This is a genomic window from Paenibacillus sp. J22R67 (assembly GCF_059692175.1).
The window spans coordinates 1-21,242 of sequence record NZ_JCAUAX010000015.1 but is presented as its reverse complement, the minus strand read 5'-3'; the positions used below and the strand labels follow the sequence as shown (position 1 = coordinate 21,242).

The 21,242-nt window shown below is 49.3% G+C and carries 20 protein-coding genes; 3 read left to right on the top strand and 17 right to left on the bottom strand.

Annotated features, from left to right (window positions below; all coding sequences use genetic code 11):
- Positions 1-175: 175 nt before the first annotated feature.
- The 3 genes from AC58VC_RS33765 to AC58VC_RS33755 all read right to left on the bottom strand — a co-directional run bounded on the left by AC58VC_RS33765 (position 176) and on the right by AC58VC_RS33755 (position 4,256).
- Positions 176-1,099 (bottom strand): polyprenyl synthetase family protein, encoded by a 924-nt coding sequence (locus AC58VC_RS33765; RefSeq protein ID WP_497375653.1) that lies wholly within the window; start codon positions 1,097-1,099, stop codon positions 176-178.
- Between the two features lie 200 nt (positions 1,100-1,299).
- Positions 1,300-1,935 (bottom strand): response regulator transcription factor, encoded by a 636-nt coding sequence (locus tag AC58VC_RS33760; protein ID WP_497375651.1) that lies wholly within the window; start codon positions 1,933-1,935, stop codon positions 1,300-1,302.
- The gene (locus tag AC58VC_RS33755) at positions 1,932-4,256 is read right to left on the bottom strand and encodes a sensor histidine kinase (protein WP_497375649.1); all 2,325 of its coding nucleotides are present in this window, start codon (positions 4,254-4,256) and stop codon (positions 1,932-1,934) included. Before AC58VC_RS33755 ends, AC58VC_RS33760 begins: the two co-directional genes overlap by 4 nt.
- A gap of 71 nt (positions 4,257-4,327) precedes the next feature.
- Between AC58VC_RS33755 and AC58VC_RS33750 the strand changes: the two genes are divergently transcribed.
- From AC58VC_RS33750 to sda, 3 genes are all read left to right on the top strand, one after another.
- Entirely contained in the window at positions 4,328-4,510 is a 183-nt protein-coding gene (locus AC58VC_RS33750) for a hypothetical protein (RefSeq protein ID WP_497375647.1), read from the top strand.
- 230 nt (positions 4,511-4,740) lie between these two features.
- Positions 4,741-5,175 carry a hypothetical protein gene (locus AC58VC_RS33745; RefSeq protein ID WP_497375645.1) on the top strand — a complete coding sequence of 145 codons (435 nt, stop codon included), beginning with the start codon at positions 4,741-4,743 and terminating at the stop codon, positions 5,173-5,175.
- 21 nt (positions 5,176-5,196) lie between these two features.
- Positions 5,197-5,385 carry a sporulation histidine kinase inhibitor Sda gene (sda, locus tag AC58VC_RS33740; RefSeq protein WP_497375643.1) on the top strand — a complete coding sequence of 63 codons (189 nt, stop codon included), beginning with the start codon at positions 5,197-5,199 and terminating at the stop codon, positions 5,383-5,385.
- A 251-nt stretch (positions 5,386-5,636) separates the two neighbouring features.
- Here sda and AC58VC_RS33735 read toward each other — a convergent pair whose 3' ends face one another.
- The 14 genes from AC58VC_RS33735 to AC58VC_RS33670 all read right to left on the bottom strand — a co-directional run bounded on the left by AC58VC_RS33735 (position 5,637) and on the right by AC58VC_RS33670 (position 21,090).
- The gene (locus AC58VC_RS33735) at positions 5,637-6,614 is read right to left on the bottom strand and encodes a Rieske 2Fe-2S domain-containing protein (RefSeq protein WP_497375641.1); all 978 of its coding nucleotides are present in this window, start codon (positions 6,612-6,614) and stop codon (positions 5,637-5,639) included.
- A gap of 24 nt (positions 6,615-6,638) precedes the next feature.
- Entirely contained in the window at positions 6,639-7,790 is a 1,152-nt protein-coding gene (locus tag AC58VC_RS33730) for a BMP family ABC transporter substrate-binding protein (RefSeq protein ID WP_497375639.1), read from the bottom strand.
- A gap of 8 nt (positions 7,791-7,798) precedes the next feature.
- Positions 7,799-8,284 (bottom strand): (2Fe-2S)-binding protein, encoded by a 486-nt coding sequence (locus AC58VC_RS33725; protein ID WP_127455571.1) that lies wholly within the window; start codon positions 8,282-8,284, stop codon positions 7,799-7,801.
- Positions 8,277-10,571 (bottom strand): xanthine dehydrogenase subunit D, encoded by a 2,295-nt coding sequence (pucD, locus tag AC58VC_RS33720; protein WP_497375637.1) that lies wholly within the window; start codon positions 10,569-10,571, stop codon positions 8,277-8,279. The genes AC58VC_RS33725 and pucD overlap by 8 nt, the downstream gene beginning before the upstream one ends.
- Positions 10,555-11,553 carry an FAD binding domain-containing protein gene (locus AC58VC_RS33715; protein ID WP_497375635.1) on the bottom strand — a complete coding sequence of 333 codons (999 nt, stop codon included), beginning with the start codon at positions 11,551-11,553 and terminating at the stop codon, positions 10,555-10,557. Before AC58VC_RS33715 ends, pucD begins: the two co-directional genes overlap by 17 nt.
- Before the next feature lie 181 nt (positions 11,554-11,734).
- Positions 11,735-12,385, bottom strand: coding sequence for a nucleotidyltransferase family protein (locus tag AC58VC_RS33710; RefSeq protein ID WP_497375633.1), 651 nt, complete (start codon positions 12,383-12,385; stop codon positions 11,735-11,737).
- Positions 12,379-13,377, bottom strand: a complete 999-nt coding sequence (locus AC58VC_RS33705; protein WP_497375631.1) for an XdhC family protein — start codon at positions 13,375-13,377, stop codon at positions 12,379-12,381. Before AC58VC_RS33705 ends, AC58VC_RS33710 begins: the two co-directional genes overlap by 7 nt.
- Before the next feature lie 36 nt (positions 13,378-13,413).
- Positions 13,414-15,009 (bottom strand): gamma-glutamyltransferase, encoded by a 1,596-nt coding sequence (ggt, locus tag AC58VC_RS33700; protein WP_497375629.1) that lies wholly within the window; start codon positions 15,007-15,009, stop codon positions 13,414-13,416.
- On the bottom strand, positions 15,003-16,247 hold the full coding sequence (locus AC58VC_RS33695) for a pyridoxal-phosphate-dependent aminotransferase family protein (protein WP_497375628.1): 1,245 nt from the start codon (positions 16,245-16,247) through the stop codon (positions 15,003-15,005). The genes ggt and AC58VC_RS33695 overlap by 7 nt, the downstream gene beginning before the upstream one ends.
- A complete protein-coding gene (locus AC58VC_RS33690; RefSeq protein ID WP_497375626.1) occupies positions 16,234-17,526 on the bottom strand; it encodes a M20 family metallo-hydrolase in 1,293 nt (430 codons plus the stop codon). The genes AC58VC_RS33695 and AC58VC_RS33690 overlap by 14 nt, the downstream gene beginning before the upstream one ends.
- Positions 17,519-18,916 carry an allantoinase gene (locus tag AC58VC_RS33685; RefSeq protein WP_497375624.1) on the bottom strand — a complete coding sequence of 466 codons (1,398 nt, stop codon included), beginning with the start codon at positions 18,914-18,916 and terminating at the stop codon, positions 17,519-17,521. The genes AC58VC_RS33690 and AC58VC_RS33685 overlap by 8 nt, the downstream gene beginning before the upstream one ends.
- A 48-nt stretch (positions 18,917-18,964) precedes the next feature.
- Complete coding sequence (gene uraH, locus AC58VC_RS33680) at positions 18,965-19,321, bottom strand: hydroxyisourate hydrolase (protein ID WP_497375623.1); 357 nt, start codon at positions 19,319-19,321, stop codon at positions 18,965-18,967.
- Positions 19,322-19,324: 3 nt separating this feature from the next.
- Positions 19,325-20,788 carry a factor-independent urate hydroxylase gene (pucL, locus tag AC58VC_RS33675; protein ID WP_497375621.1) on the bottom strand — a complete coding sequence of 488 codons (1,464 nt, stop codon included), beginning with the start codon at positions 20,786-20,788 and terminating at the stop codon, positions 19,325-19,327.
- 176 nt (positions 20,789-20,964) lie between these two features.
- Positions 20,965-21,090: a hypothetical protein gene (locus tag AC58VC_RS33670; RefSeq protein ID WP_497375619.1), complete on the bottom strand. Its 126-nt coding sequence runs from the start codon at positions 21,088-21,090 to the stop codon at positions 20,965-20,967.
- Between the last annotated feature and the right edge of the window lie 152 nt (positions 21,091-21,242).

Sequence of the window (21,242 nt, the reverse complement as noted above, 5' to 3'; positions counted from 1 at the left end):
CACGAATTAACACAGAAACGGGTGTATTGAACCAATTTAACAGGAGTTTTTCCAGTTCATACTATATAAAAAAGCCGATAAACCCAATCGCACACACGCGATTGAGTCTATCGGCTTTCATATTCCTAAGCCAATCCATCAAGCGGCGGGCCAAACTCCTTCGTGTTTGGCAGCCTTATCCTTCCTCCCTAAAACTACCGTACGTCACCTCCCGGAACCTTTCCTTCCAAGGAGAAACAGCTTGCAGTTTCTCATAAATCTCCTCCGCCTTTTGAACACACATCGACTGCACAACTCGTCCATACTCTAGGCATCCAGAGTCCGTGATCATTTGAATAAACGCTTCCTTCTCCTGCAGAAGAACATCCGATGTAATTTTCCCATCATAGTACTCCTTTAATGTAGTAAACCTTTCGTCCTCAACGGATAGCAGATACAAGATAGGCAACGTACGCTTCTTGTCGTACAAATCATTCTTCACATCAATGCGAACGATGTCGCGCATATCATTCTGAATCTGATGAATGAGCCCGATACAATCGGCCAACTCATGAAGCTGCTCAATCGTCCCCCGCGGGGGATCCACCGTCACATATCCCATGAAACACGCCAAGCGAAAGAGAGAGCCGGATTTCTCCTGCGTCATCTCCAGATAATGCTCAACCGTCTCTGCAGCATTCACCACATCCTTATGCTGACCGTTAATCGAACGCGCAATGATCCTCGTCACCTCTACTAACCATTCCGACTTCACTTGCAGATGCCCCAACTCTCCAAAGAATCCCATTAGCAGCGCCAGAATGGCATTCAATGCCTCCGCTTGCGAGCACTTCATCCACGGCTTGTCCTCTTGATCCTGATCTTGCAGATCATCCACAATGTCCAAGATTAAGTTGGCCAACTCCACGAGTGCCGCGTAGCGCTCAATATGCGGAGAATCTCCACCCAACATATAATGCGTGCAAAGCGTAACCTTCGCCCACGCTCCATTCTCTTTCTCTTTATCGGCAATGAAAGATTTCAGAAGCTCATTTAAACCCTTTACTTCAATGTACTCGTCCACCAATCGAATCATATGTTCTTCTACGCTTTGCTTCATGCTCCATTCGCCTCACTTCTGTCTCTTATGGTAAAGAATGGAAACTTCGTCTAAACAGCAGAGAAGACCGGAAAAGGCTAATGCCTTCCCGGTCTTCTTAAGATTATTTACATGTTTATGCATATAACAGGAAGCCACTGCCTCTTACTTTATGTTTATAGTAGAGTACATGTTCTTTAGGTGTCAATGATTTGCTCCACTTAATCGTAATACTTGCTTTTTATGAACTTTTGCAGCGCTTCCGTTCTGGACTTCACACCTAATTTATCGTAAATTTTCCGTAAATAATTATCTACCGTGCGTTTACTCATATAAATTTGATCTGCAATTTGTTCGTGAGTGGCGCCCTTCATGAGCATATTCAACATATTCACTTCCTCATCCTGCAATGAGAAATCTTCTGTCACATCCGTAACGACGTTCAATTGCATCTGATGAAAAAAAGATAACGGCAGCATCGTTTGACCATCCAGTATACAATTCACCATATTAATAATCGTCCGTTCATTTGATTCTTTAGACAGAATGCCGCTTACTTTCGTTTCAATTAATTTATTGTAAATACTGCTTAATTCAATCCCCGTAAATATAACAATATGAATGTGTGGATATTTGCGTTTGATTTCCGCTGCTACTTCCATTCCGCTTTGATCAGGCAGTTGATAATCAAGAAAAACAAGTCCAGGCTGTAGAAGTGCAACTTGTTCCAGACATTGTTTCGCGTTACTGACAACCCTAGTGACTTCGATCCGATCCATTTGTTCCAACAAAGCTTTCGTTGCCCTAGCGAATAAAGGATGGTCATCGACAACTAATGTTTTGATAACATCGCTCATACAGAACTGACCTCCTCAACCGGAATCCACATTCTAAACGTCATTCCCTTACCTTTCAGAGTACTCAGATCCATCTTACCATCCATATGTATAACCCTACTTTTTATTTGTTCGATTCCCATACCAGAAGCCCCGATTTCCTTTTGTACTCCTTCATTAAGCTCATTAAAGCCAATGCCATCATCCTCATAGTGTAAATAGAATTGATGATTAGCTTCTTCAATTACAAATCTGACTCTTTCCGCCTGTGAGTGCTTCTTTGCATTATTTAATAGCTCCTGAACAATACGGAATATATGACGTTTTGTCGGCAAATCTTTACTTTCAATTCTAGAATCAGAACTTATTTCAATGGAAAGCTCAAATGAAGTCGTGTATGCTTCCTTCTCAATGTACATTTGAAGAGTTTGAATTAACCCTACTTCTCTCAATAAATGTGGATTAAGCTCAAAGCAGCTCTGACGCAGACTCGCATTAATCATATCAACAAAATTATTCATATTATTTAGCTGATCTTGATCGGATTTCATCAAAGTACCATTATCAGCAATGGAGGAAATTCTCCTTTTAAGGAAAAACAAATCCTGCATCGTCGTATCATGCAAATCCGTCGCAATACGAATCCGCTCTTCTTCTTGAAGCTCAAACATTACCTTACGAAACCATTGGATATCTTGCGCTACCCCTTCATGCGGAAGCTGAGCCGCAAACTGTTGTAAATTAACCGTTAGCTTGCGAATTAAGTGCACATTCTCCAAGCTAATTTCCAAATAAGAAGTAATGAGTTGGAGCCACTGCTTCTCTTCTTTTGAAATGAATGTATTGGTTTTTTTGCGCGTCATGATCAAATAGCCTGTGTATGCCTCATGCCCCGACATCTCTATACTTGTATAGTCCGGATGATTAAGTAAGATTGACCCCTTCACCAACTGTTCGATTTCTAAAGCATCAATTTCACCTTGCATAATAATTTCTATCTCATCCCTATGCAGAAAAACAATCGCACCTCCTGAAACTTGCATCGTGTTCACAATGTCTACAAGGATAATATCTTTCAACTCTCTAAGAGTTGAGATAGCACCTAGGCTTTTAGAAATTTTCTTTAACGCTTGTTGCAAAACATGCTTCTTAGGGAAAAGAAAAGGTTCTAGGCGAGTTGTCCAATATTCGGCTGCATAGAGCAATAGGGAAACCAGTATTGTCGATCCTATGAAAACAAATAAAATCTGCTTCTCGTTCACTTCATTGCTAAATAGAAAGGCATACGCCCCCGTAAATAAACTAACAGGTATGATCGCCATAAGACCTGCGAACAGAAACCGACGAACGACAAGACCAATATCATAAAGTTGATTGGAAGCAATTAAGTAAATAAAAGAAATGGGAAATAACATAATGATCCAGCTTGTATAAATCCCATCAATAACCCAACTTCCCAGAAAAAGTTTAGGTAAAAAAGATAAGCAAATGATCGGGAAAATAGAAATAAATAGCGAAAAACACACACTTTTCACTATGCTTGATAAATAACTGTGTTGTTTCCGCACTTTAAAATACATATAGGCTATTACACTTATATTAATTAAGAAGCCAATAATAAATACTCCTAATGTTACGGAACCGTCCAAACGATATAACTTTTGCATCGATGGAAAAAAATATAGCACTCTTAGCATAACCCCAGCTAACAAAATGGCGTACAAATACTTAATGAATCGAGTAGATAATTGTACTTCTCCCTTTTCAATAAAAAACACGACTATAAAATGTAAAAACACAACAGGCAATATTGTCATAAAGTTTGCTATTAATAGTTTTCCAACTAGATCTCCTCGTATCGAGGCGCCAAGGCTCATATAAATAACAGCCATAGTTAAAAATACCGCGGCAAGCAACCTAGCTGACTGTGAGCGACGTAATTTCAATAAGAGAATGCCTGCTAAAAATAGGCAGACAAACTCTTCAACCAGCGGGATCATATCATATATCGTTGTGCTGCTCTCCACATGATACTCGCTATCCATCCCATTTTTCGAAATAAGCAATGTATCTGCCTGTTCGATAGCTCCCCATTTCACGACAACCTGTGATTCTTCTGGAGGTAACCCGTCAATTAGTTTGACAATATCCCCTACCGCAATGCCTAACTTCGCGCTTGCACTCTCAGGGTGAGACTCGACAACTTCCCATTGCTCCTGGTTATTTAATGATATATATATACCAACATAAGGGTGATGGAATGTTACCGAAGAACACCATAATTGTAAAAATACTAGGACCAAAATACTTACGACAAATATATACATTTTACTTTTTCTCATCTTCCACATACCTCCAACTATTTGATACAATATATCTAGCAATTACTAAGATATATGAAGGGAGTCCTAATATGCTGAACATTCAGTTAGCTCCGAAACTGCACGATGTCGTACACATGCTTAAAAATATCGAGCTAAATCAAGTTTCAACTCCTCTATTAGCTGGTATTTCTCAAGAGGAAACGTCGGCGGTAATGAAAATCTTTACAATTAAAGAAAAGAAACAAACAGAGCCGATCTGTAACTGGTGGTAATTTCGCCAACCTTATTTTACCAAAAACAAAAAGGATTGTATAACCAGCATTTAGCTGTTATGCAATCTTTTTTGCATTTTCACGCACATATTTTACATCTTCGCGCAAAAAGTTTGCATACAATCCATATACATTTGCGATGTGAAGAAGTGAAACAAATTATATGATAATTAGTATATATATGGAAATTCATATAATCATCTTATTCTGAGTTGAGAGGAGATCTAGGTATGAGAGATAAAACAATGAATCGATGGAGTACCTACGACCCCTTCTATATCAAACTTTCCGATAAAAAAGTGGTCGACATCATCATCACCCATCATGCGCACAGCCGATATCGCACTCGTCTCGGTAACGAATCGACCCAACTCGATGACATTTATGCCTTACTGTGGGAAAAGTTAAAGAGCGGTAGCATCGCTTCTTATTACAGGAACGAAGAAGATGTCTATGTGATCGATGATGATTTGCTTTTTGTTGCTCAATTTGTAGTCGATGAGACAGAGACAGATCTGCTAGGTGACCCCTTACATAAAATGATCGTGATTACGTTCCTCGGGAAAATGAGCGAAAGTATAGAGCTGCGCGATCTACGAAGCTACTACACATGGCTGCGCCATTCCCGAAGGATGACATTAATTAAAAATGGAAGAAAACGATGACAACATGAAAGAGGTAGTAAGATGCACTTACATGCACTAAGCCTTGAAAGTTTAATTAAGGCTTATTTGGAAGCGATAGAATTAGAGCTCGAAGATGAATTCATAGACCTTCTCTTGAATGAGCTGCTACGGCGAGAAATCCTCATTGATAGACCTACCGAACCCACAAGGCGAATCAACATAGATAAAGATAATGTTAAAAGGAACTAGAGTCCGCTATTTTAGCCAATATCGCATAAATCACTGTACAAACGGAACCACAGTCCCTTATTCCCTCAAATTCACCCTCATTCTGCCCAATCTCGCTTATATAAAGGATCATAGTTCCCCTTGGCTTCCAAACTGCTCTAAATCGCAAAAATAAAGGACCACAGTTCCCATATCCACGGCTTACCATGCAAAAAGGACTACCAAAAAGGCCTTCCCCAGCCCCTTCGATAGCCCTACTCATTTCACCACAACTACGCCGTCCCAAACGTCACACCTAATTCACGAAGCCGCTTGCGATACGCAATACTTAATCGGTCGGTGTTCAAATGCAGCTCCGCCTGAAGATCAAGCGGCAGCAGCTCCGGCTTCTGATTTTCGACCATTACACGATCCTGCTCGATCAGCAGATCCTGGAACTGGATGAACATCTCATCCGGCTCCTCATACGCATAGTTCCGCTGCTTAAGCATGAAAGCTTGGCTGCGCTGCTCGGATTCCGGCAGCACCATGAGGAACAAACGGAAGATATGATCCGTATCCCGATCTCTTTTGGTAAAAGCAACACTAAGCGGGCCATACACTTCGTACACGTAACGGCTATGTACCCCACGTCCCGTCCCATCAGGATCGGGCTGGTAGACGACGATTTCCTCCGAGGTGAGGACACCGTCCTCCTCATGTACCTGATAATCGCCAATTTCAGCATAATTACTATCGCCCAGATGACCCTCATGAACAAACATAAGGTGGGATACGTCGAGGAAATTCTCAATAATACGAGGCCCTGCGGCTTGCAGGGTATACGGCCCCATCCATACTTCTTTGAAGCCTTCCGGGATATAAGCACTCACCCTCGGCAGCGGGCCTGCCGGCGTCCCCAAGCAAACCCAGATAAATCCGTGCGCCTCCACACAGGTGTAGACAAAAGCTTTCGCCTTCGAGGGAATAGCCCGATTAGCAGGTAGTGAAGGAATTCGCGTACACGTCCCGCAGCCGTTATAAGACCAGCCATGATAGGCGCAGACGAGCTCATTTCCCTTCACTTTGCCGAGTGAGAGCGGCACGCCCCGATGAATGCACAGGTCTTTGAAGGCGTGAACACCCTCAGAGGTACGGAAAACAGCCACTTTCTCCCCCAGTACAACAACAGGAACCGGTCGATCCGTCAGCGCCGACGACAACAATACCGGATGCCATTCATCAAGAAGAGTCCTATCTTGTATCGTCATCGTCCTACACACAACCTTCCCTCATTATTTCGGAATGACACCTTTAATGCCCTTAACAAACCAAGTTGTACCCAGGATTTCTTCATCCGTCATCTTTTTACCCTGCTCAAATCGGACTTTGCCATCCTGATCGACAATTGGGCCTTGGAACACATCGAAGGTTCCCGCTAAAATCTCCTGCTTTTTCTTCTCGACAAGCTCCTTCACGTCAGCTGGCACATTTTTGCCAAGCGGTGCCATTTCAGTGATGCCTTCCTTCATGCTGCCGAAGTAAGCTTCCGATTTCCAAGTGCCGTCCATGACGCTTTTTACAGCTTTCACATAGTAAGGGCCCCAGTTCCATTTCGGGTTGGAAATGTACGTTTCCGGTGCGAATCGACCCATGTCGGAATCGTTGCCGATGCCCCAAACCTTGCGCTCAGCAGCCGCTTGAATGCCCGCAGGCGAATCCTGATAGGCAGCCAGCACATCAACGCCTTTGTCCAAAAGTGATATTGCCGCTTGCTTCTCTGTTGCCGGGTCGAACCAGGTATTGCTCCAAACGACGGAAACGTCCACGTTCGGATTCACGCTTTGTGCACCTAAGGTGAAAGCATTAATGGTGTAAATGACTTCTGGAATTGGAAACGCGCCCACATAGCCCATATGATTGTTTTTCGTCATTTTGCCGGCGGCCATGCCGACGAGGTAGGCGCTTTGATACTCGCGTCCCATGTACGTGCCCATGTTAGGCAGTGTTTTGTAGCCTGTGGCGTGGAGGAATTTCACATTCGGATGCTTTTGTGCCACATTATACATCGGGTCCATATAGCCAAAAGAGGTTCCGAAAATGATATCGTTTTTCTGTGCCAACTCTTCGAAAACCCGCTCCGCATCTGGACCCTCAGGAATATTTTCAACCGTAGTCGCTTTGATACCCAGCTCTTTCTCCATCATCAAACGGCCTTGATCATGCTCATAAGTCCAACCTCCGTCACCGGGCACTCCGATATAAACAAAGGCGACTCTTGGCAGCTTTTTCTCTGTTGATGCAGGGGTTGTACTTGCCGTCGAAGCTGCCGCAGGGGAGCTTGCTGGTGCTGTCGTGGTGCTCGTCGTTGATGTGGGTGAACTGGAGCAAGCGGATAGGATCATTAGGAAGATAGCAGTTAAGGACAACATCAGTTTTCTTGGCATTATGGCTTCTACCCCTCTCTTTTTATCGACAAACCACATCGTTCTACCGCTCTGAAAATCCCTTCATACCCGGTGCAGCGGCATAAATTGCCGCACAGCGCTTGCTCGGCCTCCGCTCTCGTTGGGGCGGGGTTCTTGGCCCACAAGGCCGTTAACGTGACAACCATCCCTGCGGTACAATAACCGCACTGCAGCCCTCCTTCCTCTAACATGGCTTGTTGAACAGGATGCAGCGTTTCCCCTCCGGATATCCCCTCAATAGTGGTCACCTGCTTGCCTGCCGCTTGATAAGCCATTAACAGACACGCATTCACTGGCTTCCCATCAAGCAGCACCATGCAGGCGCCGCATCGTCCAATCTCACAAGAAACTTTGGTTCCAGTTAAACGCAGGTCGTCTCTTAAAATATCTGACATCCGCTTGGAAGCAGGAACCGGAATTGCAATCTCTTTCCCGTTAATGGAGCATTCGAGTACATACGTTGTATTAATCAATGGCCTCCACCCCTTCTAACCAATCGATGGACTGCACGATATGTTCCGGTGAAATCGGCAGCCGGTTCACCCAAATGCCGGTTGCTTGCCGAACCGCTGCCGTAATCGCAGGCGCCAATCCGACGCTGCCGATTTCGCCTACCCCACGCGGGCCGAATGTATCGCCCTCGGGTAATTCTTCAATCGCTTCTACACGAATCAATTGCGGACTATCTTGAAAAGTTGGAATCAGGTAAGTGTCCAAATTATGCCTTACATAGGAGCTCTCCTGCATGGCGGCGTCCTCCGTTAAGGTGAAGCCCAATGCCATTACGCTGCCTCCCTCGATTTGACCGAGGAAGCCCATCGGATTAATGACAGGCCCTGCTGCAATAACGTGATCGGTTTGAATCACCTTCACCCGTCCTGTCAGCATGTTCACTTCCACCTCCACGACAGCTGCTGCGTAGGAGTACAAATAATGCGCCCCGACCTGCCCCGCCGGTGTCGTCGGGTAGTCAAACACGGTCTGCGCCAGTATCGGCTTCGCTGCCTGATCGGCAGCCGCCGCCAACTGCGCATACGTCACAACCGGCTGCCCCTCCCCATCGCCACTGCGATGGAGTCCGCCTACGCCGGTTGTCAGTTCTTCCGGCGCGAAGCCGCCAAGATCAGCCGCCTGCTCCAGCAGCGCCTGCACGAACGGCGGCTTCAGCCGCTGCAGGGCGCGCCACATCATCGTGGTCGCGCGGGACGCCGTGCTCGAGCCGCTGCTCGGCACGCGGTCGGTATCGCCGATGACGATACGGATGTCATCGGCGGCGCAGCCGAAGCAGTCCTGCAGCATCAGCGTGAGTGCTGCATAAAGCCCTTGCCCGAACTCCTCGAAGCCGAAGGAGGCCTGGATCTTGCCCTCCGGCGTGAGCTCGATGCGTCCGCCGGAGTGATCCGGAATGCCGAGGCCGAGCCCGGCACCGTGCATCACTATCGAGGCGCCGACGCCTCGGCGCAGCCACGGCTCCTGGCTGCTGACCTGCGGCTTGCCCCGTTTCGCCCAAAGCGGCGATTCCTGCGCCTTGTGCCATACTTGGCTGGCGCCTTCGGTCGGCACAATCTCTTGGCCCATCGGCCCGGGATCACTCGGTGCGCGCAGATTCAGCTTGCGCAGCTCCCAAGCATCCATCCCGAGTTTCTCAGCCAGCCGCTCGATCTGACTCTCCACGGCAAAAATCACCTGATTGCCGCCAAAGCCCCGAAACTCCCCGGATACGCCGTTATTCGTATAAACACTAGTCCCTTTTACATCGATATGAGGAATTGTATAAGGCCCTATGGCATGTTCAGTTGCAAAGTTCAACACCTCACAGCCCAGCGTTGCGTAAGCGCCTGTATCTGCAAGGATACTGACTTGATGTGCAATGAGGTGTCCATTTGCATCTGTACCTGTTTTCATTGTGATCCGCATCGGATGCCTTTTGATCCCGGCAATGACTGACTCCCTGCGGGAATTGTGCATTTTGATGGGAGCGCCCGTCATAAGCGCAAGCATGGCGCCAAATGGCTGCACATTCAGCTCATCCTTCCCGCCGAATGATCCGCCAATTGGACTGGATACTACGCGAATCTGCTCTTCTTCCATGGCGAGAATACGGGCTAGCTGCATCCGATCCTTATAGCCATGCTGCGTTGGCGAGTACACCGTAAGTCGGCCATCATTTTCCGGAATAAATAGACCGCCCTCTGTTTCCATGTACGTGTGCATTTGCCTCGGAGTGTAATAAGTCTCCTCTACAATGTGCGCACACTCTGCAAAAGAAGACTCCGCTTCACCTTGCTTCAAATGAGTTCGATGCAGCAGATTGCCATCGGGATGGAGGAGCACAGTCCCGTCGTCCAGTGCCGTTTCTGGATTGTCTACAACGGGCAGCGGCTCATAGACAACTTCTATTAAACTAAGCGCGTACTCCGCGATTTCCTCTGTATCCGCTGCTACAGCCGCCACAGCATCACCAATGTATCGGACACGTTCGTGGCACAGGACAGGCTGGTGAGGAAAGGCAATGCCGAACAAATTCATGCCCGGCACATTCTCTGCTGTAATAACGGCGCGAACACCCGCGGTCGCTTTGGCTTTGCTCGTATCTATGGAGAGTATCCACGCATGCGGGTACTTGCTTCGCAGCACTTTCCCATGCAGCATACCCGGTGCTGTTAAATCCGTGAGGTATTGGAGCTTTCCCGTGACCTTTTCTTCACCATCGGGACGAATGATCCACTTTTTCGCATACGTATCACGACCTAGGAGCATAGACTCCGCCCCCTTTTCGCCAAGCTTTATAACACTCGGAAACGATGAGATTCGCTGCCGTCATCTTCCGGTAAGCAACACCTGCGTAATCATCAGCTACAGCCTCGAACCCTTCAGACACTCCCTTGTGCAAAGTTTGCAGGACCTCTTTGGATAAAAGCTTACCTGTGACCGCATCCTCCAGCTCTGTGAACCTCGCCGGAATAGCGCTTCCTCCGCCTGCACTTAATGCGATAGCGGCAATGGTTCCGTCCGCATCCATCCTTAAACTGCCCGCAACTGTTACAACAGATGGGGTAAACGCCTCCCTGCGTCCCACCTTTAAATAAAACTCATGGGACCGGCTCGCGTCCTGATCGATTTGTTCTGCCTTGTTCAGCTCCACGTTAGTCTGCTGCTCTGCCTCAGTCTGTTTTGCCTCAATCCGCCCTGTATGATCCTGCTCAGAAGCTCGCACCACAATCTTGGTCATCATTTCATAGGAGGTAAAATGCTTACTTTCCAGCCACTCCTTTAGCGGCAGCATACGCTCCTTTTGCCCATCTGACCAACCCACCTGAGCATCCATAACAAGGAGAACAGGAATGAGATCTCCCGTACGGGTTACCACATTGCCTCCGATCGAAGCTAAATTTCGTACAGAAGGCGCTGCAATCTCAGAACAAGCTTGCACCAACAGTCCGCATCGCTGCCTCATCAGCTCATTCTCCATCAAATCAGACAAACAACAGGCTGGACCTATATGAACATGACCTAAAGTGTCAATGGTTAAACCCGAAAGAGCTGGAATGCTCCCCAAACTGATCAAGTGCTGCGGGGTCGACGAAAGACCATTTTCCCATCGTGTGCGAAGCCATGTGCCACCTGAGATCAACACCGAGTTGTCTCCCCATTGCTGTTTTAATTGCATGGCTTCCTCTACGCTCGTCGGCTGCCACACCGAAGGCTGCTGCTCTGGCAGCTGGTACAAAGGAACTGACATGAACAAAACCTCCTCAGCGTAAACTGAACCGCTGTTTTTCACATATTATCCGTAGTTAAATTAGATCAACTATAAACAATTTGCAAAAACAGAGTCAACTAACTTAACATCATTTTGTGTTTTTGTATAAAAAAATAGCGCATCATTAGTAATAATGCACTTTCGGCTACAATTATGTCATTTAAATTGACATGAAGTAATCGGCAAACAGCTTTTTTGCCTCCTCATATCGGTCTGCAGTGTCTATGTCCATGAAATGCAATTCGTTTGCCTCAATGATACGTCCCAGATACAATGCCGAGCGAAACAGGGACCGCGCCCCGACATCCCCTTCGAGCGAAGCTGCAGCCTGCCACATGCTCGGTCCCATAATGAGCGGAGGCTTCGGCTGACCCTTATCCCCGCTGGCGATAAAATCCTCTCCTGCATGCTCATTGAACGCATTCGTGAGGCCTAACAACATGCCCTCATCGATGAATGGCTGATCTGCCAGCAGAACCATAATCCCCTCTGCCCCCAGCTCCTTGGCCGTCTGAATGCCCGTGCGCAGAGAATGCGCCATTCCGCTTTCTGCATCTGGACAGAAGGCAATCTGGCAGCGCCCCTGCAGCATTTGTGCTAAAGCAGATGCCGGCAGCCAATCCAAGGAGTCGCCTTCGCGCACGACAACAACTACACTCCATAGCTCAGAGTTCAGCGCTTGCTGGAGAGCAACTCCACCTAGCCGAACACCCTTCGCCAGTTCTAAGGACATCTTCGATGTCCCCATTCGCCTAGAGCTTCCGGCTGCCAGATAGACGCCAACGATCTTTCGTTTCCTGGCGTTCACCATGGGCAGGACCCTTGGATATCTCCTGATCTGACGGAGGTGCTCCAATCTTCATTTGCGCGTACACCACGCTTTATACGAATCAATTCCGCTACAATGCTGATAGCATTCTCGATAGGACCTTCAGAGCCAATGTTTAAGCCAACGGGATAATGCACCCATTTGGGCGGCTCCACACCATCCAGCAGTCTTTCGGATCGCGAACGTGAGCCCATAATGCCGAGGTAGCGCAGTCGCGATTTCATGGCTCCCCGCACGAACTCAGCATCTTTATCGAACTGATGACTCATGACCACGACGTAGTCAGATGAGGTCAATCTTAACTTTTCAACCAGCTCTCCTGGAAAAGCAACTACCGTCTGCGCACCGGGAAAACGTTCCTCCGTGCAGTAAGCATCGCGCCAGTCCGCGACCACTACGCGAAATCCGCTGCTTACAGCCAGCCCTGCAAGCGGGATAGCGTCTTGATTAGCTCCAAACACGATGACTCTAGGCTTAGGTTTGAAAGTGTAGACATACGCATTAGACAACGAATTGTGGTCAGAAGTAGAAGCAGCCTTATCGATACCGCACAACTTATACTGCGTATCGGAATACCCCTCCGTAAACGAGCGTGTAAGCTGTACAACTTCCCCTCGATCCACGGCCGCTTTGGCCGTTAGAAGGTGAACAAGCAGCTCACCTGTCACTGGTTCCAGCAGAATGCGAATTAACCCGCCGCACCCGATCGTTTCGCCCCAGCCGAAATCATCGGCAGGCCGCATATCATACTCAATCATTTGCGGCTTCTGTGATGCCTCGACTAAAGGCACATAGCCCGATAGATCGGCTTCCAGACAGCCCGGGGAGATGCTCCCGTACAAGCTGCCATCCGTGAGCAACAGCATCATGGCCCCTTGCTTACGGTAGGCATGCCCTTCCACATGAATGACCGTCGCCAGCACAGCTGACTGCTCACAATTCTCTACCGCTTGTAAAATGTCGTAGGCTTCCATCACTCACCGCACCTCGCTTTATATAGCCTTATCGTGTTACCAGCCGATTGCTAAACCGTCACCTCGCGGGTCCGCAGCTCCGCTCATGAAGCCCCTCTCATCAATGACAATCCCCTGCGCTTGGCCCATAATGCCATCCCATGCTTTCACTGGCTCTACATGGTGCCCCCATCTTTGGAGACGGGCATACACTTCATCATCCAGACGATGTTCTAGCTTTAAAGCATCTCCATCTTCCCCCCACGTACGTCCGTAAACCCAACGGGGCAGTGCTATCGCTTCTTGAATCGACAATCCATAGTCCAGCACACCGGTCAAGATGGAAAGCTGCGTTTGCGGCTGACCCTCCCCGCCTTGTGTGCCATATAGCATGTATGGCTTACCTGCCTTACTGACAATAGCCGGCATTAACGTATGGAACGACCTTTTTTTCGGCTCCAGCACATTCGCACACGCAGAGTCCAGCGAGAAAAATGAGCCCCGATTTTGCATAATAATTCCCGTATCCCCCGGGACATACGCAGCGCCAAAGTCGAAATACAAGCTTTGAATGAAGGAAACAGAGTTGCCCGCCTCATCAACCACAGCTGCATAAGCCGTATCTTGACCGATTGCCGGAGACAAGTGTTCACTTACCTTAAACGGCTCATCTTGAATCGCCTGCCAGAGCTCCTTGGCATAAGCCTTGGACAGCAGATGCTCCAGCGGAATCTCTCGAAAGTTCGGATCTGTCAAATACAAATCACGGTCTTTAAATGCCTTCTTAATAATTTCTGACATGATGTGATAAAAATTGGCTGAAGCCCTGGGAACCGCACTTACCTCTATATTTTCCAGCATATTCATCATCATTAACGCTGTGAATCCTTGCGAGTTCGGTGGCATTTGGAAAATCTCATATCCACGGTACGTACTAGAGAGCGGCTTCATCCATTCTCCGGCATAACTCGTGAAATCCTCCTCCTGCAGCAATCCGCCATCCCGCTGTATATTTTCCACAACAGCCTTCATGACAACGCCATTGTAAAAAGCATCCCGGCCGTCCCGCCCAATCTGGCGCAGCGTCTCCGCCATCTCTTTCTGAACCAGTCGATCTCCTTCCTTCAAAAGCTCACCGCCAGGCATATAAAGCGCGCTAAGCTGCTCAGAGGATCGAATAAATCCTTCATCCTTCTTCATCCAGAAGCGTAAATTGCGTGAAATCGGAAATCCTTTTTCTGCATAAGCAATTGCGGGTTCCAACAGCTTCTCCCACGGCAGTCTGCCGTATTTCTCCCACACCTGCCACCAGGCATCCACCATACCCGGCACCGTGATCGCGCTTAGAATCCCTCTCTGCGGAATCGCTTGCAAGCCTTTAGCCCTGTAGACATCAGGGTTCGCTAACACAGCAGACTTCCCGCTTCCGTTGAAGCCCGTATAAGTACCTGTTGCTGCATCATACATCAGGAAGAAAGCATCCCCGCCAACGCCCGTCATGTGCGGATAAACAACGCCAAGTGTCGCACTAATCGCAATCGCACTGTCAAAAGCATTGCCTCCCTGCTGCAGAATCGCGCTCCCCACGCTGCTCGCCAAATAATGAGGCGTAGCAACCATGGCACGTTCCGCTCGCGGCATGATGTTTAACATGGCTGTTCCTCCTCCTTGCGAGCATATTGATTTAGGGCTGCTTGCAGCGCTGCACCAACGTTCACATCGGCTCTGTGCCAGAGGAGAACAGCTTCCAGAGCACCAAGAACGTGGAGTACGTTCTTTTGACTGCAACTAAAGCCCATCGTACCGATTCGCCAAATCTGACCTTTTAGCGGCCCGAAAGAGCTGGCAATTTCAATCCCGAACGTATTCAGCAGCATCGAACGCACGGACTCGCCGTCAATCCCATCCGGAATACGGATGCAGGTTACGACCGGCAGCTTGCAGTCCGGGTTCCCGTACAGCGTAAGCCCCATGGCTTGCAGGCCGGCGACCAGCGCAGCTTCATGACGTTTATGCCGAAGGTAACGTTCCTCCAGTCCCTCCTGCAGGACTAGGCGCAGCCCTTCGCGCAAAGCATAGAGCATGGATGTCGCTTCCGTGTGGTGATTGAGCCGCTTCGGGCTCCAGTAATCCTGCAGCATACCCAGGTCGAAATAGTTGCTCGCCACAGGCTTCAAGCTGGAAACAGCCGCCCCTTTCTCGCGCAGCCCCCGTTCGATCGTTTTACGCCGTAACACCTTAGCCTCAACACGATCATTATAGGTAATCGGCGACATCCCGGACGGGACAGACAGACACTTCTGTGTCCCGCCGATGACAGCATCGAGCTGCCAAGCATCCGTCTGCACCGGGACACCACCAATCGTTGCTACCGCATCCACGACAAGCAGCGCGTCTACTTCCCGACATGCTGCGCCAATCCCATCAAGCGGTTGGATGCAGCCCGTGGACGTTTCGCCGTGGACCATCGCCACGATGCTCGGTTTTTCCCTTAGGATCGCGTCTATGATCTCCTGTGTGTCGAAAACAGAACCCCACTCCCGCTCCAACATGAGAACCTCTGCGCCGCAGCGTTCAGAGATTTCCACAAGCAGGTGACCGAAACGTCCATAAATAGGAACAAGCACCTTATCTCCTGGTTCAATGACACTTACAAGTACGGCTTCAATGCCAGAACGCGATGTGCCATCTACTGGAAAAGCCCATTGATTACTCGTTTGAAACACGTCGCGAAGCATTTCCATCGTTTCATTCATCAGTTCTGTGAATTCCGGATCGAACTGCCCCAGAATCGGATACGACATTGCACGAAGCACCCGAGGATCGACTTCTACAGGTCCGGGAGTCATAATGGTTCTCAGCGAGGGCGACAAGTCTTTATAGAATTTCATCTGCTTTTCCCCCATAGCCATATTGGTATAACACGTGAACCAGTGTGTGGAATCCGGCAATTAGATCACCCGCTTCCGTAAATTCCTCAGGACTGTGGCTTATGCCGCCAACACTTGGTACGAAAATCATCGCCGTCGGACAAATGGGTCCGAACAGCTGAGCATCGTGTCCTGCACCGCTCGGCAGCCGCATATGCTGAAATCCGCCGGCTTCACAGGCAGCCTCAATTTCATTCGAAAGGCTTTCCTGCATAGCGACTGGTGGAGCATGTAAATTTTGAATCGTTTCTATAGTAAGCCCTCTTCGCATCGCGATTTCTTCGAGCTTTGTTAGCAATCTTACACAAAATGTACGCATCTCCGGCTCGTCAGTATGCCTAATATCCAGTGTGAACTCCACTTCTCCCGGCACCACATTCGAGGTTCCCCGCTTCACTTCCAAACGCCCGACAGTAGCAACAAGCGGCTCTCCTGCCTCAAGGGCCATCTGCTCCGTTATTGCCACCATTTCGGCCGCTCCTGCGAGCGCATCCTTGCGCATCCTCATTGGCGTTGTTCCCGCATGATTGGAGCTGCCTGTTACCTGTATGGTCAGTCGAATTTGGCCAACGATGGCCGTTACAATGCCAATTTGTTTCTTTTTATAGGTTAAAATAGAACCTTGTTCGATATGAATTTCGATATAGCCGCCAATGAATTCGCGTTTTGCCGGATATTGCTGCCCATTCGCTGCAGTATCAAAGCCAGCTTGCCGCATCGCCTCAAGCAAAGTAACGCCGCCCTGATCGGCAATCTCGGCCGCAAGCAGCAAGGATCTTGCGCCTGTGACATGCCCGGAGCCCCAATAGGCAAGCGGGAAGCGGCTTCCCTCTTCTTCACAGAACGAGACGGCTTCTAATGTCCGCTTCGGTGTCCCGTAAGCTGCTTTCAAATAACCGAGCGCCATCATCGAGGCGACGACACCGAATGCGCCATCGTATTTGCCACCGTTTTTGACCGTATCGATATGCGATCCTGTCAGTATCGGCTTCGCACTGGGCTGACTGCCTGGCAATGTGCCAAATACATTGCCAACCGCATCGAAACCGGCTTCCAGCCCTAGCTGCTGCATTTTGCTAACAATCGCTCGCTGCGCCTGAAGCCATGGATCTGTGTAAAGGAGCCGAGTCACTCCTCCTTCTGCATCAGCGCCATAGGAGGAAAGCTCCGTAAGCTCCTCAAGCATCCGCTCTCCGAATTGGGACAGCAGATCGCGTGAATCCGGTACTCTTTTAGCCACCGACCTCACCTCCAACGATCACTGTGGGACGTAACCACGCACCATCAGCCGTTTCCGCAACTCCTTCTCCAAGCTCATACACCTTGCTTCCACGGCAAAATGTCGTCTTCACACGGCACCCGAACGTCCGCCCCACATAGGGACTATGCTTGTGGCGATAAAGCAAATCCTTCGCCTGCAGGGTATAGCCCCTGCTCATATCAACTAGTGCGAGGTCGGCATCCGCTCCGACAGCAATAACCCCCTTGCGAGGATACAGGCCAAAACGCTTGGCAGGCTCAAGCGAAAGCATCCTCGACAACTCAGGCAGCGGCACATTTCTGCGAAGATACCCCTCATCCAGCATCAGCTCCATGGAGCTCTGCGCCCCGGAGATACCGCCCCACGCTTCGAAGAAATCCCCCTGCTTCATGGAAGTCGGGCATGGGGAATGGTCCGAAGCGAGGATGTCGAGCCGCCCGGCTATAAGCTCCGCCCACAGCCGGTCTTGATCTTCCGCCGTGCGCAGTGGAGGCGCGCACTTCGCAACCGGTCCCAGCTGCACCAGGTCGGCGCTGGTCAGTGCCAAATAATGCGGACACGTTTCCACCGTGACGTCTAGCCCCTTGGCCTTCGCCTCCGTGATGGCCTGCACACCCTCCGCGCTGGAAATATGCACGAAGTGCAGCCGGCAGCCCGTCTGCTCTGCGTAGCACAGCGCGCGGTTCACCGCTTCCAGCTCCGCAGCAATCGGCCTCGTTGCGACGAAGTCGAGCGCTCCGTGTCTGCCTTCCGCTTGAGCCTTAGCGGCTCGCTTGGCTACGATCTCTTCGCTTTCAGCATGAAGAGCGAGCACGAGCCCCAAGCGGGCGATCTCCTGCATCCCTCTATAGAGGGTTACTTCGTCCACCTCAGCGAAAATATCTTCTCCTTCTCCGCCGGGACAAGACATGAAGGCCTTGAAGCCAATGACACCGGCTTCCGCCAGCTCCTGCAGATTCCCGAGATTGCCCGGAACCAGTCCGCCCCACAGCGCATAATCGACCAAGCAGTGTCCTGCAGCTGCTTCCAACTTTTGTTCTAGAGCGCTGAGCCTTACAGTTGGAGGGACACCATTAAGCGGCATATCGATGAATGTTGTACATCCGCCAGCTGCGAGAGCAGCCGAGCCAGTCGCGAACCCCTCCCAGTGACCAAGCGCCGGTTCGTTGAAATGAACGTGAGCATCTATCATGCCGGGCAGAATATGCAGGTGCTCCGCCTCATAAACAGGCGTTTGCTCCGTGTACTTGAGATTTTCTCCTAGCGCAGCAATCTTGCCGCCCAGAATACCGATGTCTACCTGCCGCACAGCATCCATGAGGACAACGGTACCTTTGCGAATCACGAGGTCAAACTGTTTATCATCCATGTGAAATCCTCCCTCGGACGTAGATATAGCCCCGCTTTTTATCAAACACTAGCTTCCTCTATATGTGTTATATCCCCACGGCGCAATCAAGAGGGGGACATGATAATGGCTGTCTACTGCCGCAACGCTGAAACGAATGGGAACATGATCCAGAAATGGAGGATCGGATAGAGAGACTCCCGTTTCCCTGAAATAATCACCGACATGGAAAACTAACTCATAAGTTCCAAGCACCAAATCTTCCCCGCTTAACATCGGCCCTTGTAACCGGCCATCCGCATTCGTGACGTCCGCACGAAGAAGCTCTGCCCTTCCTTCCTGAAGTCGGTATAGCTCTATACGTACAGCTTCGGCGGGTCTGCCTTGGCTGATATCCAGAACGTGCGTTGTTAGTCCGGCGCTCATAGCTTATAGTCCCTCCAGATCACGCTTTGTCATCGAAAAGCCTTGAAAACCATACGGAGGTCTCGGCTCTGTGAACACCTTTCCTTCACCTGCCGTAGCCTGCTCCAGAATCGTTTCCCAAGTACGGTTATTCGATTCGAACCGAACCTCTTTTAACTGCGGAAACCTAAGTAACGCGCGTTGTCCGATACGGTAGATGAGATTTTGGATCGATGGCGAGTGCTGCTCATGAAATACCGTATGTGCGATGTCCCGAATTTGCTCAGCAGCCACATAACGTCCTAGATCCGAGTCCAGCGCATCCTCCACTTCTTCATAGCTCCAAGCGATATCTAGGAAAATAAAGAGCGGGCGATCATAAGATTCTGGCAGTGTTGTATACTCATCTCGTACGAAACCTGCGAATGAACTGCCCTTCACCTTAATTAGCTTCAGATCGGCAATACCGCCTTCATGCTCCAGAATAGCGCTGCCTTCTTCCGTCCGCGTAATCTCTACCTTGGCTGTCGGATGCTCATTCTGTGAATACCGGTAAACCAGATTGCCATTCTCGAAACCTCCAGCTCCCGGTACCGGCAAAGCATCAAAAGCAACTTGATCGGCTGTCATTTTCACGCCTGTCATCTGAGGATATGTCTCTAGCAGCTTACGGCTTGCGAATGCGAGGAATCCTTCAGCCGTTGCGCCTTCATATTCTCCAGCTTTGCGCAGGATAAAGTTTTTCATGGAGTCCGTGGCCACGACCAGCGTATTATCCCCTTCTGTAAAAGAAGTGAAAAACTTCTCTCCGCTAACCGCCACCTTGATATTCATCCCAAAAAGTATATTGTCTCGTCCCACAAAACCAGATTCAGGTATTATCGTAAGATTGGTTAGCGGCTTTGCGTAGGACCTGTACACCCATACGTCTCCTTTTCCGTAGTACATGATTCTCTCAGATCCGTTCTTCATCGCTTTCCCCTCCGCTTCGTCTACTAGCACAGCCTCTAGGCGGAACCGCCCGATTTTGCAAACCTCCTGTAAAGCCTTGCCTATCTCCTCCTTCACCTCTCGATGAATGCGTTGGCTCAGCGCTTCGCGAATCGTCTCCTTGGTCTGGCCCTTGACGGCCATGATGAACGGAAACTGAAAAGCCTCCGTGTACTGCTTGTTAAGCTGGAGAAACTGCTCATATTCTTCCGGTGATAACTGGTTCAGGCCCGCTCCAGCCTGCTCATTTACGGAATGGTCCGTCATGCGAACTCGCGTTCCCAAATCAGGGTGGGCTCGCAGCAGAGCCAACTGCTCTTCCCGATCTGCGCGCCACACTTCCCTTTCTAGACTGCTGATTAGATCCTGCTTTGCTATGAAGGGCCTAGAGCTCCACGCCCGCTCTGCTACCCAAGGGGAGTGCTCAAACAAAGGGCCGAATGCCTCGACGAACCCTTCCAGTGTTAGTTCATTCACTTTCTGAAGCGTTAGCGCCACTACCCATCACCTCGATAACTATGTAAATGTTAACCATTCTTGATCAAGATTTGTTTCATTGTAAATGCGCTATCCCCATGGGTCAATTTATATGAAAGAAGTTTGTAAAGTTTCATAACATCAGAAACTTTTTTTGTGAAATTACAAAAAAAGCCGCTAAGGACAAGGAGTTCCCCCTAACGGCTTTCTTTTTTGACCGCTAATTCGCGGTTGCTCAGCGACTCTGTATCGCCTCCAACGATGTTTTTCATCATTGCGGCTGATCCGCTGGGCCTGCTTCTCGCTGTAACGATGTTTTTCATCGTTACACTTGCGTAAAAGCCTGGTCTACTGGCCTAGCTCTGCCTCCAACGATGTTTTTCATCATTGCGGCTGATCCGCTGGGCCTGCTTCTCGCTGTAACGATGTTTTTCATCGTTACACTTGCGTAAAAGCCTGGTCTACTGGCCTAGCT